Annotated in this window: 11 protein-coding genes; 6 read left to right on the top strand and 5 right to left on the bottom strand. The window is 72.1% G+C overall.

Annotation, left to right across the window (positions count from 1 at the left end):
• Positions 1 to 88: 88 nt before the first annotated feature.
• Positions 89 to 1,588, top strand: a complete 1,500-nt coding sequence (locus tag IO36_RS03210; protein WP_037615784.1) for an acyl-CoA synthetase — start codon at positions 89 to 91, stop codon at positions 1,586 to 1,588.
• A gap of 50 nt (positions 1,589 to 1,638) precedes the next feature.
• Here IO36_RS03210 and paaK read toward each other — a convergent pair whose 3' ends face one another.
• From paaK to IO36_RS03185, 5 genes are all read right to left on the bottom strand, one after another.
• Entirely contained in the window at positions 1,639 to 2,946 is a 1,308-nt protein-coding gene (paaK, locus tag IO36_RS03205; RefSeq protein WP_037615782.1) for a phenylacetate--CoA ligase PaaK, read from the bottom strand.
• A 138-nt stretch (positions 2,947 to 3,084) separates the two neighbouring features.
• Positions 3,085 to 4,419 (bottom strand): enolase C-terminal domain-like protein, encoded by a 1,335-nt coding sequence (locus tag IO36_RS03200; protein WP_037615781.1) that lies wholly within the window; start codon positions 4,417 to 4,419, stop codon positions 3,085 to 3,087.
• A 104-nt stretch (positions 4,420 to 4,523) separates the two neighbouring features.
• Positions 4,524 to 5,483: a 5-dehydro-4-deoxyglucarate dehydratase gene (locus tag IO36_RS03195; protein WP_037615779.1), complete on the bottom strand. Its 960-nt coding sequence runs from the start codon at positions 5,481 to 5,483 to the stop codon at positions 4,524 to 4,526.
• A 283-nt stretch (positions 5,484 to 5,766) separates the two neighbouring features.
• On the bottom strand, positions 5,767 to 7,434 hold the full coding sequence (locus tag IO36_RS03190; RefSeq protein ID WP_051899976.1) for an alkaline phosphatase family protein: 1,668 nt from the start codon (positions 7,432 to 7,434) through the stop codon (positions 5,767 to 5,769).
• Between the two features lie 931 nt (positions 7,435 to 8,365).
• Positions 8,366 to 10,051, bottom strand: a complete 1,686-nt coding sequence (locus tag IO36_RS03185) for an acyl-CoA synthetase (protein ID WP_037615778.1) — start codon at positions 10,049 to 10,051, stop codon at positions 8,366 to 8,368.
• 197 nt (positions 10,052 to 10,248) lie between these two features.
• Here IO36_RS03185 and IO36_RS03180 point away from each other — a divergent pair, with 197 nt between their 5' ends.
• The 5 genes from IO36_RS03180 (at position 10,249) to IO36_RS03160 (ending at position 14,613) form a co-directional block, all read left to right on the top strand.
• The gene (locus IO36_RS03180; RefSeq protein ID WP_037615776.1) at positions 10,249 to 11,049 is read left to right on the top strand and encodes a crotonase/enoyl-CoA hydratase family protein; all 801 of its coding nucleotides are present in this window, start codon (positions 10,249 to 10,251) and stop codon (positions 11,047 to 11,049) included.
• Positions 11,050 to 11,127: 78 nt separating this feature from the next.
• Positions 11,128 to 12,069, top strand: coding sequence for a Zn-ribbon domain-containing OB-fold protein (locus IO36_RS03175; RefSeq protein WP_037615773.1), 942 nt, complete (start codon positions 11,128 to 11,130; stop codon positions 12,067 to 12,069).
• Positions 12,070 to 13,125: a thiolase domain-containing protein gene (locus IO36_RS03170; protein ID WP_037615772.1), complete on the top strand. Its 1,056-nt coding sequence runs from the start codon at positions 12,070 to 12,072 to the stop codon at positions 13,123 to 13,125. It begins immediately after the preceding gene.
• Entirely contained in the window at positions 13,122 to 14,288 is a 1,167-nt protein-coding gene (locus IO36_RS03165) for a thiolase domain-containing protein (protein WP_037615770.1), read from the top strand. The genes IO36_RS03170 and IO36_RS03165 overlap by 4 nt, the downstream gene beginning before the upstream one ends.
• 82 nt (positions 14,289 to 14,370) lie before the next feature.
• Positions 14,371 to 14,613 carry a DUF397 domain-containing protein gene (locus IO36_RS03160; RefSeq protein WP_037615767.1) on the top strand — a complete coding sequence of 81 codons (243 nt, stop codon included), beginning with the start codon at positions 14,371 to 14,373 and terminating at the stop codon, positions 14,611 to 14,613.
• The last annotated feature ends 233 nt before the right edge of the window (positions 14,614 to 14,846 follow it).

The following is a 14,846-nucleotide window of genomic DNA, read 5'->3' as shown; positions in this document are numbered from 1 at the left end:
CGGCCCGCCCGCCCGGCCCGTCCGCCGCGCCACGGCGGCCCACCGCACTCACTTGACCTGGCCGTTGCGCGGATCGAGGATCACGTGCATGAAGCCTGGACACGGCAGTACGGTCGACGGGGTGCTGCGCCGCAGCGCCCGGCGCACACCGGCGCGGCGCGCCGTCGACTACCGAGAGCGCTCCTGGACGTACGCGGAACTGGACGAGGCCGTCTCCCGCGCGGCGACCGTCCTCCTGGATCAGGGGCTGTCCCCCGGGGACCGCGTGGGCGCCTACGGCCACAACTCGGACGCCTATCTGATCGGCTTCCTCGCCTGCGCCCGCGCCGGACTTGTCCATGTGCCGGTGAACCAGAACCTGACCGGCGACGACCTCGCCTACATCGTGGGCCAGTCGGGCAGCGCCCTGGTGCTGACCGACCCCGACCTCGCCGTCCGGCTCCCCGAGGGCACCCGGACCCTGCCGCTGCGCGACGCGGAGGACTCGCTGCTGCGGCGGCTGGAGGACGCACTCCCGTACGACGGTGAGGAGCCGCGGGCCGACACGCTCGTGCAGCTGCTCTACACCTCGGGCACCACGGCGCTGCCCAAGGGCGCGATGATGACGCACCGCGCCCTGGTGCACGAGTACCTGAGCGCGATCGCCGCCCTCGATCTGAGCGCCGGGGACCTGCCCGTGCACTCGCTGCCGCTGTACCACTCGGCGCAGATGCATGTGTTCCTGCTGCCCTACCTCGCCGTCGGCGCCTCGAACACCATCCTCGACGCACCGGACGCGGACCGGATCTTCGAGCTGATCGAGACGGGCCGCGCGGACAGCCTGTTCGCCCCGCCCACCGTGTGGATCGGCCTGTCGAACCGCCCCGACTTCGCCGAACGCGACCTGAGCGGGCTGCGCAAGGCCTACTACGGCGCCTCGATCATGCCGGTCCCCGTGCTGGAGCGGCTGCGCGAGCGGCTGCCGAAGCTCGCCTTCTACAACTGCTTCGGCCAGAGCGAGATCGGCCCGCTCGCCACCGTCCTCGGACCGGACGAGCACAAGGGCCGGATGGACTCCTGCGGACGTACCGTGCTGTTCGTCGACGCGCGGGTCGTCGACGAGGAGGGCGAGGACGTACCCGACGGCACCCCGGGCGAAGTCGTCTACCGGTCACCGCAGTTGTGCGAGGGCTACTGGGACAAGCCCGAGGAGACCGCCGAGGCGTTCCGTGACGGCTGGTTCCACTCGGGGGACCTCGCCGTGCGCGACGCCCACGGCTACTTCACCGTGGTGGACCGGGTGAAGGACGTCATCAACTCCGGTGGTGTCCTGGTCGCCTCGCGGCAGGTCGAGGACGCGCTGTACACGCACGGGTCGGTCGCCGAGGTGGCCGTCGTCGGACTCCCGGACGAGCGCTGGATCGAGGCCGTCACCGCGGTCGTCGTCCCCCGCGGCGAGGTCACCGAGGACGAACTGATCGCCCACGCGCGCGAGAAGCTCGCCCACTTCAAGGCGCCCAAGCGGGTCCTGTTCGTGGACGAGCTGCCCCGCAACGCCAGCGGGAAGATCCTCAAGCGCGAACTGCGCGACCGGTTCGGCCGGGTGTAGCGGACAGGGCCGCGGGGGTGTCAGGTACCCCGCGGCCCCGCCCGCGTCGGTCAGGCACGCGGTCGCAGGTCCACGATCCGCTTCAGCTTGCCCACCGACCGTTCCAGGGACTCCGGTTCGACGATCTCCACCGTGACGGAGACACCGATCCCGTCCTTGATGCCCGCCGTGATCGCCCGCGCAGCCGCCTCGCGCGCCTCCGGAGTCGCACCTGACCGGGCCTCCGCCCGGACCGTGAGCGCGTCGAGACGGCCCTCGCGGGTCAGCCGGAGCTGGAAGTGCGGGGCGACCCCCGGCGTCCGCAGCACGATCTCCTCGATCTGCGTCGGGAAGAGGTTGACCCCGCGCAGGATGACCATGTCGTCGCTGCGTCCGGTGATCTTCTCCATCCGGCGGAAGACCCGCGCCGTCCCGGGCAGCAGCCGGGTCAGGTCCCGGGTCCGGTAACGGATGACGGGCATGGCCTCCTTGGTGAGCGAGGTGAAGACCAGCTCGCCCTCCTCGCCGTCCGGCAGCACCTCACCGGTGATCGGGTCGACGACCTCCGGGTAGAAGTGGTCCTCCCAGATGTGGAGACCGTCCTTGGTCTCCACGCACTCCTGGGCGACACCGGGACCGATGACCTCGGAGAGTCCGTAGATGTCGACCGCGTCGATCGCGAACCGCTCCTCGATCTCGCGGCGCATCTCCTGCGTCCATGGCTCCGCCCCGAACACCCCGACCCGCAGCGAGGTGCCCCGCGGGTCCACGCCCTGGCGCTCGAACTCGTCGAGCAGGGTCAGCATGTACGACGGGGTCACCATGATGATCTCGGGCTTCAGGTCCTGGATCAGCTGCACCTGGCGGGCCGTCATGCCCCCGGACGCGGGGATCACCGTACAGCCGAGGCGTTCCGCTCCGTAGTGGGCGCCTAGGCCGCCCGTGAACAGGCCGTAGCCGTAGGCGATATGGACCTTGTCGCCGGGCCGGCCGCCCGCCGCGCGGATCGAACGGGCCACCATGTCCGCCCACATGGACAGGTCGTTCTCCGTGTAGCCGACGACCGTGGGCCGCCCGGTCGTCCCGCTGGACGCGTGCAGGCGCCGGATCCGGTCCTGCGGCACCGCGAACATCCCGTACGGGTAGTTCTCCCGCAGGTCCGCCTTCACCGTGAACGGGAACCGGGCGAGGTCGGCGAGCGAACGGCAATCCTCGGGGCGCAGCCCGGCCTTGTCGAAGGACTCCCGGTAGAAGGGCACGTTCTCGTACGCGTGCCGCAGCGAGGCGCGCAGCCGCTCCAGCTGAAGGGCCCGCAGTCCGTCCGGGTCCAGCCGCTCGCCCGCGTCGAGCAGGCCCTTCGAGTCCGTCGAGCCCGCCATCGCGCCCTCTCCCTCGCCAACCGCACATATCAGGCGACCGATCATTCGGTCGTTCTGTTCCGGACAGTAATTCAGGTGCCCGCCGTCAGTGCAAGGGGTCGGCGGAGCTTTTTGCCGGATTCGAGCCGGACTCCCTGGTCAGCGCACCAGGGCGGGGCGCTTCGGATCGAATTCCCAATCCGGGACGAGGTGACGCATGGCGACCGCGTCGTCACGGGCGCCGAGCGCCTCCTTCCGATACAGATCGTGCGCCTCCAGCAGCCGGTCCATGTCCAGCTCGACGCCCAGCCCGGGGGCGTCGGGAAGCGCGATCTCGCCGTCCACGATCCGCGGCGGCGCGACCGTGAGCCGCTCCAGGCCCTCCTGCCAGATCCAGTGGGTGTCGAGGGCGTTGTACGGGCCCGGGGCGGCGGCACCGCAGTGGGTGACCATGGCGAGCGAGATGTCGAAGTGGTTGTTCGAGTGGCAGCCCCAGGTCAGACCCATCGCGTTGCACAGCTGGGCCACGCGCACCGAGCCCCGCATGGTCCAGAAGTGCGGGTCGGCGAGCGGGATGGACACCGACTGGAGCGCCAGCGCGTGGGTGAGCTGGCGCCAGTCCGTGGCGATCATGTTGGTCGCCGTCGGCAGCCCCGTCGCCCGGCGGAACTCGGCCAGGACCTCCCGGCCCGAGTAGCCGTCCTCGGCGCCGCAGGGGTCCTCGGCGTAGGCGAGCGTGCCGACCAGCGGCCCGCACAGCTCGACCGCCTCCCGCAGCGACCAGGCGCCGTTGGGGTCGAGGGTCACCCGCGCCTCGGGGAAACGCTCCTTCAGCGCCCGTACGGCCCGGACCTCCTCGGCGCCCTCCAGGACCCCGCCCTTCAGCTTGAAGTCGCGGAAGCCGTACAGCGCGTGGGCGGCCTCGGCCTGCCGGACGATCGCGCCGGGGGTGAGCGCCTCCTCGTGCCGCAGCCGGTACCAGTCGACGTCCGAGCCGCTCTCGCGGACGTAGGGCAGATCCGTGCGGTCCGGGTCGCCGACGAAGAAGAGATAGCCCAGCACCCGCACCCGGTCGCGCTGCACTCCGTCGCCGAGGAGGGCCGCGACCGGTACGTCGAGATGCCGGCCCAGCAGGTCGAGCAGGGCCGACTCGACGGCGGTGACGGCGTGGACGGTCGTGCGCAGATCGAAGGTCTGGGCGCCGCGGCCGCCCGCGTCCCGGTCGCCGAAGCGCTTCCCGATCTCGCGCAGGACGCGCTGGTAGTCCCCGACCTTCGCCCCGAGGACGAGCGGCCCGGCGTCCCGCAGGGTCCGGGTGATGCTCTCCCCGCCCGGCACCTCGCCGAGCCCGGTCCGCCCCTCCGAGTCCTTGAGGACCAGGACGTTGCGGGTGAACCAGGGACCGTGGGCGCCCGACAGGTTCAGCTCCATGCAGTCCCGCCCGGCGACGGGATAGACGGAGAACTCGGTGATCGTCGGCTGGTGACGCTGCATCACAATCCTTGTGCGAGAGGGACGATGGGGGCGGAGTCGGGGGCCCGGGGGCGACGGCGGCGGCCCGGGCCGCACCCCGCCGGGACGGGTTCCTTCCAGGTGTCTCAGGTGGCCCGGCGCGTGGCGCCGACGAGGGCCAGTCCGGTGTCGAGGATCCGCTCCAGGGCGGCCAGATCGGCCGGTCCCGGGTCGGTGAGCGGGGCGCGCACCGGGCCGACGGGCAGGCCTCGCAGCCGGGCGGCGGCCTTGACGAGCGAGACGGCGTAGCCGGGCACCCGGTCGCGCAGCTCGACGAGGGGGACGTAGAAGTCGCGCAGGAGCTTGTTCACCGTCGCCTCGTCGCCGTCGCGCAGGGCGGTGAAGAAGGCGCCGGCGATCTCGGGGGCGAAGGCGTGGACGGCCGACGAATAGGCGGGGACGCCGACGGTGGCGTACGCGCGGGCCTGGATCTCGGCGGTGGCGGCCCCGTTGAAGAACAGGAAGCCGTCGGGCGCCGCGAGGGTGAGACGCTGGAGCCGGTCGAGGTCGCTGTGCCCGTCCTTGAGCCCGATCACGCCCGGGATCGCGGCGACGGACCGCAGTCCCTCGGGGGTGAAGGCGACCGGGCCGCGCTGGTAGGCGATCAGCGGCAGCCGGGTGCCGGCGGCGATCCGGCGCAGCTGCTCGACCAGACCCGCCTCGGGGGCCTCGACGAGATAGTGGGGCAGCACGAGGAGGGCGTCCGCGCCGGCCTCCTCCGCGATCCGGGCGAAGCGCAGCGCCTGCGCCCAGCCGTAGCCGGTGCCCGCGACGACGGGGACGCGGCCCTTCGCGACCTCGACCGTCGCCGCGACGACCTCGCGGTACTCGTCCTCGTCCAGCGCGCTGAACTCGCCGGTCCCGCAGGCGGGGAACACCGCGCCCGGGGCCGTGGCCAGCCGCCCGCCCAGATACGACCTGTACCCCTCCGGATCGAGGCGGCCGTCCTCCGTGAAGCTCGTGAGCGGGAACGACAGCACCCCGCCCGCCATGCCGTCCCGCAGCCGCTGGACCACGCCGTCCGGATCCGCGCCGAACCCTGCCATGAGTCTCATCCCTGTATGCAGACGCTGTCTATGTATGCGAACTCAGGTTAGATTCGTGAATCCCTGAGGTCAATGGGCGGCGCGCCGCCGATCAGGTGCCGGGCGGCCGTCGCGGGTGCCCGCACAGCACGACGGGCCCGCTGCCGGAGAGGCTGCGGGCCCGTCGTTTCGGGTGTCTGCGTCCGCCGCTGGGGCGGGATCTCCGCGGGCGCGGAGAGGGTGCTGCCGGTCGCGGAGGCGTCAGTGGGAGGCGCTGGAGGTCACCGTGCCGGCTGCGAGCGCGTCAGTGGGAGGTGGAGGTCACCGCGCCCGGCTGCGAGCCGTACGCCGTCATGAAGCGGTCGCGGAACTTGTTCATCGCCCACTCCGGAGCGTTCGCCGCGGGCTTGAGGCCCTCCGTCCAGCCCCAGTCGGAGATGCGGTCCAGCACCTTCGGGTCACGGGCCACGATGGTCACGGGCACGTCCCGGTTGGAGGTGCCCCCGGTGACCGTCGGGACGGGCTGGTGGTCGCCGAGGAACACGAGGACGGTGTTGTCGTCGCCGTAGCGCTGGACCCACTGGGTCAGGCTGTCCAGGGAGTACTGGATCGCCTTGCGGTACTCGGTCCGCACCCGCTTCGAGCTCTTCCAGACCTCCGTCGGGTTCGTCCCCTCCTTCTTGATCTTGTAGAAGACCTTGCCGTCCCCGAGGTCCTTCCAGTCGATCATGTGGGCGATCGGGGACCAGGGGTTGTGGCTGGAGGCGAGGATGATCTCCGCCATGATCGGGTCACGGTTCTTCTTGCCGTGCTCCAGCTTCTGGAAGGCCTCCAGGCTGAACTGGTCCGGCACCGGCGTCCAGCTGAAGTACGGGCCCTGGTAGCCGAGATGGGTCGAGTCGTAGATGTGGTCGAGGCCGAAGTACTTGCCCTCGGGCCAGGGCTTCCGCACGCCCGGGACGACGCCGACCGTGCGCCAGGCGCCGGTCTTCTGGAAGTAGCTCGTCAGGGTCGCGCGGTCACTGGTGGTCAGGGAGCGGTACCGCTGCTGGTTCTTGACCCACGTGCCGGACAGGAACGTCGAGTGCGCCAGCCAGCTGCCGGCGCCCGTCACGGGCGACCTGAGCCAGCCGCTGCGCGCCGAGAAGCCGGCCGCCTTGAGCCGGGCGTTGCCTTCCGTGAGCGTCGCGTCGACCTCCGGTCCCATCGACGGATCGTCGATGGCCACCCGGCCGTAGCTCTCGATGAACGTGAGCATCACGTCCTTGCCGCGCAGCCCGGTCAGCAACTGGTCGGACGGGGTGTGGGCGAAGGCGTCGACGGCCATCTGCTTCTTGTAGACGTCGGCGTCGCCGAGACCGTCGCGGACGTACTTCACCCGGTTGGAGAGGTACGTGGCGTAGCCCTTGGTGGCGAAGGTGACACCGCCGAACTGCACGCCCAGGGTGAAGCAGGCGACCCAGGCGACGCCCAGGACGAGCGTGGTGCGCACGGCCGCGGTGCGGTGCCGGGCCAGCGCGCTCGCCAGCCTCATCGTCGCGAGCACGCTCAGCGCGAGCACGGCGACGACCAGGACGATCACCCCGACGATCGCGAGTATCTCGCCCGAGTGCCCGAAGGAGTCCTTCACCCAGTCCGCCCCGTCGCTCAGCAGCACCCAGTCGAAGACCAGGTCGAAGGGCCGGGCCAGGGTCTGCCGGAAGCCCATGTCGAGGCACTTGAGGATCGCGGACAGCCCGAGGACCACCCCGAGGACCCCGGCCGTGATCCGGCGCGCCCTGGCGGGCAGCACGAGCAGGACGGCCGCGAGGAAGATCCCCTCGACCGGGAGGCGGAAGAACGCCTGGACGGACATCCAGTCGAGGCGGTTGGGCACGATGAGGACGGTGACCACCAGCGCGGCGGCCAGAACGGTGGTGACCGCCCCGACGACCCGAGCGGCCCGGGGGTAGCGCCGCCGCCAGCCGAACAGGCCGGGGCGGGGGGCGGCGGGGCCGGTGCTCGTGGCGGGGGCCGTGGTGTCGGCGCCCGCGTCCCCGGGTGCTTCCGCGTCGAAGGGCGCGTCCGCGGGGGTGGGCGTGTCCGCGGGTTCAGGTGCGGGCGCGGGTTCGGCTTCCTCCGCGGGCGCCGGTTCGGCGGGGTGCTCGTCCTCGGCGGCGTGCGGGGTGCCGGGGGCGTCGTCGTCGGGGGTGTCCGAGGCGGTGGGTCCGTCTCCGGCCGGGGAGTCGGCGCCGGTGGGTTCGGCGCCGGCGGGTTCGGCGCCGGCGGCGGTCGCGGCGGGGAGTCCGGCCGCTTCCTTGTCGTCGCCGGGGAGGCCGGGGCGCGGGACGGTGACTCGGCCGTCGGTGCCGGTGCCGGTGCTGGTGCCGACAGCGGGAGCGGTGCCGGACTCGGTGTCGCTTTCGGGGTGCGGGGGAGCGGGTTCGTCGTCGGCGGGGGCGGGGGACGCCGGGGGTTCGTTCCCGGCGGTGGCCCGCGAGACGGCTGCCTCGTCCTCGGCCGCGCCGTGGGACACGGCGGGTTCGTCGTCGGCGGCCGCCTCCTCGGCGCGCTCGCCCGGCGGCTCCTCGGCGTCGGCACCGGTGCCGACGCCGGTGCCGACGCCGGTGCCGGAAGCCGTCACGGCCCGCTCGCCCGTCCCGGAGTCCCCTGGGGTCTCGTCCGTCGCCGGTGCGTCGGGGGCCGGACCCGCGTCGGCATCCGGCAGTTGACGAGGAGGCGTGTGGTGCGACACCCGAAGGTCCTTCCGTACGTAACCCGGTGCTGGTGCGACGGCGGTTCGTTCCGTCATCCCCCATACGGCCGGCCGTCACCTCACGTTCAAGGCGGGGCCGACCGCGCACAGAGTACGTCGCCGGAATTCACCGGTGGACGCCGGTGGTACCCGGGGATCCCGGCGGGGCCTACCGGTCCGCCTCCACCGCCACCTCACGCGCCCAGCGGTAGTCCGCCTTGCCGCTCGGCGACCGCTGGATGGAGTCGGCGACGACCAGTTGGCGCGGGACCTTGTACCCGGCGAGCCGGGTACGGCAGTGCGTCTGGATGTCGTCGAGGGACGGCCGAGGCGCGCCCTCGCGGAGCTGGACGACGGCCGCCACGTGGTTGCCCCACCTCGGGTCGGGCACTCCGGCCACCAGCGCGTCGTACACGTCCGGATGCGACTTCAGGGCCTGTTCGACCTCTTCGGGGTAGACCTTCTCGCCGCCGGTGTTGATGCACTGCGAGCCCCGGCCGAGGACCACGACGACACCCTCTTCGTCCACCGTGGCCATGTCGCCGAGCAGCACCCAGCGCTCGTCGCCCCTGCGGAAGAACGTCTCGGCGGTCTTCTTCGGGTCGTTGTAGTAGCCGAGGGGCACATGGCCGCGCTGCGCGACCCGCCCCGGTTCGCCCACCGCGACCGGCTCGTACGTCACCGGATCCACCACCTGGGTACGGGCGTTCACCCGGATGCGGAAGCCGCGCTCGGGGCCGGAGTCGGCGGTCGCGGTGCCGTTGAAGCCGGACTCGGAGGAGCCGAAGTTGTTGAGGAGCATCACGTTCGGGACGAGCGCCTGGAACTGCTCGCGCACGGTGTCCGACATGATCGCGCCGGACGAGGACACGCTGAACAGCGCCGAACAGTCCGTACCCTTCAACGGCCCGCCGAGCGCGTCGATCAGGGGCCGCAGCATCGCGTCGCCGACCAGCGACACACTGGTCACCTTCTCCTTCGCGATCGTCCGCAGCACCTCCTCGGGGACGAACTTGCGGTGGATCACCACGCGTTGGCCGAAGTTGAAGGCGATGAACGCGGTGAGCGTCGAGGTGCCGTGCATCAGCGGGGGAGTGGGGAAGAAGGTGATCCCGGCCCCGCCGGCCGCGACGCGTTCGGCGAGCTCCTGCGGTTTCGTGACCGGATCGCCGGTCGGGGCGCCGCCGCCGAGACCGGCGAAGAAGAGGTCCTCCTGCCGCCACATCACGCCCTTGGGCATCCCCGTCGTGCCGCCGGTGTAGATGATGAACTGGTCGTCCGCCGATCGCGCGGGAAAGCCGCGCAGCGGTGAGCCGGCGGCCTCGGCGTCACCGAACTCCACCACGTCCGGCGCGGCGGGGACGTCCCGCGCGCTCCCGGCAGGCTCGGAGCCGGCCGTGCCTCCGGCCTGGGCCGCGTCGCCTTCGGGCCGGGCGGCGCCACCCACCCGTACGAGGTGCCGCAGCCGCGGCGCCCGCGGCCGGGCCGCGGCCACCCGCTCGGTGAACTCCGCGTCGAAGACCAGCGCCACCAGGTCGGCGTCCTGGTACAGATACGCCAACTCGTCCTCGACGTAGCGGTAGTTGACGTTGACCGGCACGATCCGCGCCTTCAGACAGGCCAGAATCGTCTGGAGGTACTCGACGCCGTTGTACAGATGCAGGCCCAGGTGCTCGCCGGGGCGGATGCCGCTGTCGATCAGATGGTGCGCGATCCGGTTGGCGGCCGCGTCCAGCTGCGCGTACGTCAGTCGGCGTTCCGCGCCCGTGCCCGGGTGGTCGAGGTAGACGAGGGCCTCACGGTCCGGGACCACGTCGACGACCGACTCGAACAGGTCGGCAAGGTTGTACTCCACCGTTCCTCCTGACCGTGCACGTCCGTGGCGACTGCCCCCGGAGCGCGTCCAGCCCCGGACCCGACGGTCATCAGAGCAAAGCCCGATCCAAGTGGGAAGGGTCCCGGCAGAAGAAATCTGACTGCCTGTCAGAAAACCCTTGTACTGGCTCGACGCCTCCTGCAACCTGTTCTCGCATCCGAGACGGGAGGACGGCTATGGGTGGTACGGAACACCTCACCGTGCAGCGCGAAGGCGCCACACTGGTGCTCACGCTCAACAGGCCCGAGGCCAGGAACGCGCTCTCGCTGCCGATGCTGGTCGGCCTGTACGACGGCTGGATCGAGGCCGACGAGGACGACACGGTCCGCTCGATCGTGCTCACCGGCGCCGGCGGCGCCTTCTGCGCCGGGATGGACCTCAAGGCGCTGGCGGGCAGGGGCATGGAGGGCGAGCAGTACCGGGACCGGCTCAAGGCCGACCCCGACCTGCACTGGAAGGCCATGCTGCGCCACCACCGGCCGCGCAAGCCGGTGATCGCGGCCGTCGAGGGACCCTGCGTCGCGGGCGGCACCGAGATCCTCCAGGGCACCGACATCCGGGTCGCCGGAGCCGGGGCCACCTTCGGGCTCTTCGAGGTCAGACGCGGACTGTTCCCCATCGGCGGCTCGACGGTCCGGCTCCAGCGCCAGATTCCCCGCACCCACGCCCTCGAGATGCTCCTCACCGGCCGCGCCTACACCGCCCAGGAGGCCGCGGCCGTCGGGCTGGTCGGCCATGTGGTGCCGGACGGCACGGCGCTGGAGAAGGCGCTCGCCGTGGCGGAGCAGATCAACGCCTGCGGGCCGCTCGCCGTCGAGGCCGTCAAGGCGTCCGTGTACGAGACCGCCGAGCTCACCGAGACCGAGGGCCTCGCCGCCGAACTGCGGCGCGGCTGGCCGGTCTTCGACACCGCCGACGCCAAGGAAGGCTCCCGCGCCTTCGCCGAGAAGCGCCCGCCCGTCTACCGGCGCGCCTGAACCGCAAGCCCGGCCCCGGACACGTCCCGTCCGCCCCGCGGACACGGCACGTCCGGCCGTTGGAAGGAGACATCCGGGATGCCCGAAGTCCTCAAAGCCCCCCTCGTCGTCGAGTTCCCCTTCACCCGCTCGCTCGGCCCCGTGCAGAGCGCCTTCCTCACGGGCCTGCGCGAACAGGTCGTCCTCGGCGTGCGGACCACCGACGGACGCACCCTCGTCCCGCCCGTCGAGTACGACCCCGTCACCGCCGAGGAGATCCGCGACCTCGTCGAGGTCGCCCCGACCGGCACCGTCACCACCTGGGCCTGGAACCACGAACCCCGCCGGGGCCAGCCCCTCGCCACCCCCTTCGCCTGGGTGCTGGTCCGGCTCGACGGAGCCGACACCGCCCTGCTGCACGCCCTCGACGCCCCCGGCCCCGACTCGGTGCGCACCGGCATGCGCGTCCGCGTCCGCTGGGCCCCCGAACGCTCCGGCGCGATCACCGATATCGCCTGCTTCGAACCGTACGACGGCCCCGCCGCCGAACCCGCGGGCCACGACGGCGACTTCGAGGACATGGTCACCGGGATCGTCGCCCCCGCACGGCTCGACTACGTCTACTCGCCGGGCCGTGCCCAGAGCGCCTACATCGCGGGCCTCGCCCAGCGGCGGACCCTCGGCGAACGCTGCCCCTCCTGCCGCAAGGTGTACGTCCCCTCCAGGGGAGCCTGCCCCACCTGCGGGGTGGCCACCGCCGAACAGGTCGAGGTCGGCCCGCGCGGCACCGTCACCACGTACTGCATCGTCAACATCAAGGCGAAGAACCTCGACATCGAAGTGCCCTACGTCTACGCGCACATCGCCCTCGACGGCGCCGGCCTCGCGCTGCACGGCCGGATCGGCGGCATCCCCTACGACGAGGTCCGGATGGGCCTGCGCGTCGAACCCGTGTGGTCCGAGGACGGCCGTTACCCCGACCACTACCGGCCCACCGGGGAACCGGACGCGGACTACGAGACGTACAAGGAGATGCTGTAGATGCGGCCCATCAGGGACATCGCCGTCGTCGCGTTCGCGCAGAGCGACCACCGGCGCACCTCCGACGAGCTCTCCGAGGTGGAGATGCTCCTCCCCGTCCTGCACGAGGTCCTCGACCGGACGGGCCTGAAGGCCGGTGACATCGGCTTCACCTGCTCCGGCTCCACCGACTACCTCGCCGGCCGCGCCTTCTCCTTCACCATGGCGCTCGACGGCGTGGGCGCCTGGCCCCCGATCTCGGAGTCCCACGTCGAGATGGACGGCGCCTGGGCGCTGTACGAGGCCTGGACCAAACTGCTCACCGGCGACGCCGACACCGCGCTCGTCTACTCCTACGGCAAGTCCTCGCCCGGCTCCGTGCGCGACGTGCTGACCCGACAGCTCGACCCCTACTACGTGGCCCCGCTGTGGCCCGACTCGGTCGCCCTCGCCGCGCTCCAGGCACGCGCCCTCGTCGACGCGGGCGAGACCGACGAACCCGAACTGGCGACGATCGCCGCCCGCAGCCGGGCCTCCGCCGCCACCAACCCCCATGCCCAGCTCCGGGGTCCGGTGCCGCACGGCGACCATCTCGTACGCCCCCTGCGCACCGGCGACTGCCCGCCCATCGGCGACGGCGCCGCCGCCGTGATCCTCGCCGCCGGGGACCGGGCCCGCGAACTGTGCGAACGCCCCGCCTGGATCCGGGGCATCGACCACCGCATCGAGGCCCACTCCCTCGGCGTGCGCGACCTCACCGACTCACCCTCCACCCGGCTCGCCGCCGAACGGGCGGGCGCCTTCGACCGGCCCGTCGACACGGCCGAGCTGCACGCCCCCTTCACCTCCCAGGAAGTCGTCCTGCGCAAGGCGCTGCGGCTCGGCGACGACGTGCGCGTCAACCCCTCGGGAGGCGCCCTCGCCGCCAACCCGATCATGGCCGCTGGGCTCATCCGCATCGGCGAGGCCGCGGCACGCGTCCACCGCGGGGAGTCCGACCGGGCGCTCGCCCACGCGACCTCCGGCCCCTGCCTCCAACAGAACCTGGTCGCCGTACTCGAGGGGGACGCCCGATGAGCAAGGAGCCCGTGGCCGTCGTAGGCATCGGCCAGACCAAACACGTGGCGGCACGCCGGGACGTGTCCATCGCCGGACTCGTCCGCGAGGCCGCCCTGCGCGCCCTCGCCGACGCCGAGCTGACGTGGGCCGACATCGACGCCGTCGTCATCGGCAAGGCGCCCGACTTCTTCGAGGGCGTCATGATGCCCGAGCTCTACCTGGCCGACGCCCTCGGCGCGACCGGGAAACCGATGCTCCGGGTGCACACGGCGGGCTCCGTCGGCGGCTCGACGGCCCTCGTCGCCACCAACCTCGTCGCCGGCCGCGTCCACGGAACGGTCCTCACCCTCGCCTACGAAAAACAGTCCGAATCCAACGCGATGTGGGGCCTGTCCCTGCCCGTTCCCTTCCAGCAGCCGCTGCTCGCCGGCGCGGGCGGATTCTTCGCCCCGCACGTGCGCGCCTACATGCGGCGCACCGGCGCCCCCGACGCCGTCGGCTCGCTCGTCGCCTACAAGGACCGCCGCAACGCGCTGAAGAACCCGTACGCGCACCTCCACGAGCACGACATCACCCTGGAGAAGGTCCAGGCCTCGCCCATGCTCTGGGACCCCATCCGCTACTCGGAGACCTGCCCCTCCTCCGACGGGGCCTGCGCGATGGTCCTCACCGACCGCGCGGGAGCGGCCCGTTCACCGCGCCCGCCCGCCTGGATGCACGGCGGCGCGATGCGCAGCGAACCGACCCTCTTCGCCGGCAAGGACTTCGTGTCCCCGCAGGCCGGCAAGGACTGCGCGGCCGACGTGTACCGCCAGGCCGGCATCGCCGACCCCCGCCGCGACATCGACGCCGTCGAGATGTACGTGCCCTTCTCCTGGTACGAGCCCATGTGGCTGGAGAACCTCGGCTTCGCCGACGAGGGCGAGGGCTGGAAGCTCACCGAGTCGGGGGTGACCGAACTGGAGGGCGACCTGCCCGTCAACATGTCGGGCGGTGTCCTGTCCACCAATCCGATCGGCGCCTCCGGCATGATCCGCTTCGCCGAGGCGGCCCTCCAGGTCCGCGGCCAGGCCGGAGAACACCAGGTCGACGGGGCCCGCCGGGTCCTCGGGCACGCCTACGGGGGCGGATCCCAGTTCTTCTCGATGTGGCTGGTCGGCACCGAGCCGCCCACGTCCTGACGCCCTCCCCCTCACATGGCCTGTGCGCGGCACGGACCGATCGCTAGGCTGGCCGCGGACGACGAACCGGGAGGAGCAGGACGTGGCCGAGAGCACCATCGAGCAGCACCCGCTCGCGGGCTGGGACAAGCCGGAGCTGGACCTCAGCAACGCAGACTGGCAGTCCAGCAGCCGAGGGCGGGGCGATGTCCAGATCGCCTTCGTCGAGGGCTTCATCGCGATGCGCAACAGTGGCCGCCCCCAGAGCCCTTCCCTGATCTTCACCCCCGCCGAGTGGGGGGCGTTCGTATCGGGGGCCCGCGAGGGGGAGTTCGACCTGACCTGAACCGACGGCCACCGGACCCCGCCCCGACCGGCGCACGGAGGGGCGGCGGCCCGGCCCGCCGCCCCGGAGGCCGCCCGCCGTCCGGCCCTCGCGCGACCCCGCCGTCGCCCGAAAGGTTCCGGCCGTGAGCACGTCCGAACGGGCTGCCCCGTGGCTGATCGGGGCGTACGCTGAGGTGCCTGAACGTCACGGTGCGCATCCGCTCCCCGCGCGGACGCGTCATCGTGACAGGG

This window comes from Streptomyces aureus (assembly GCF_000725495.1).
GTDB lineage: Bacteria > Actinomycetota > Actinomycetes > Streptomycetales > Streptomycetaceae > Streptomyces > Streptomyces aureus_B.
Note: the sequence above shows the minus strand (reverse complement) of the source record. Positions and strands in the feature narration are given on the sequence as shown.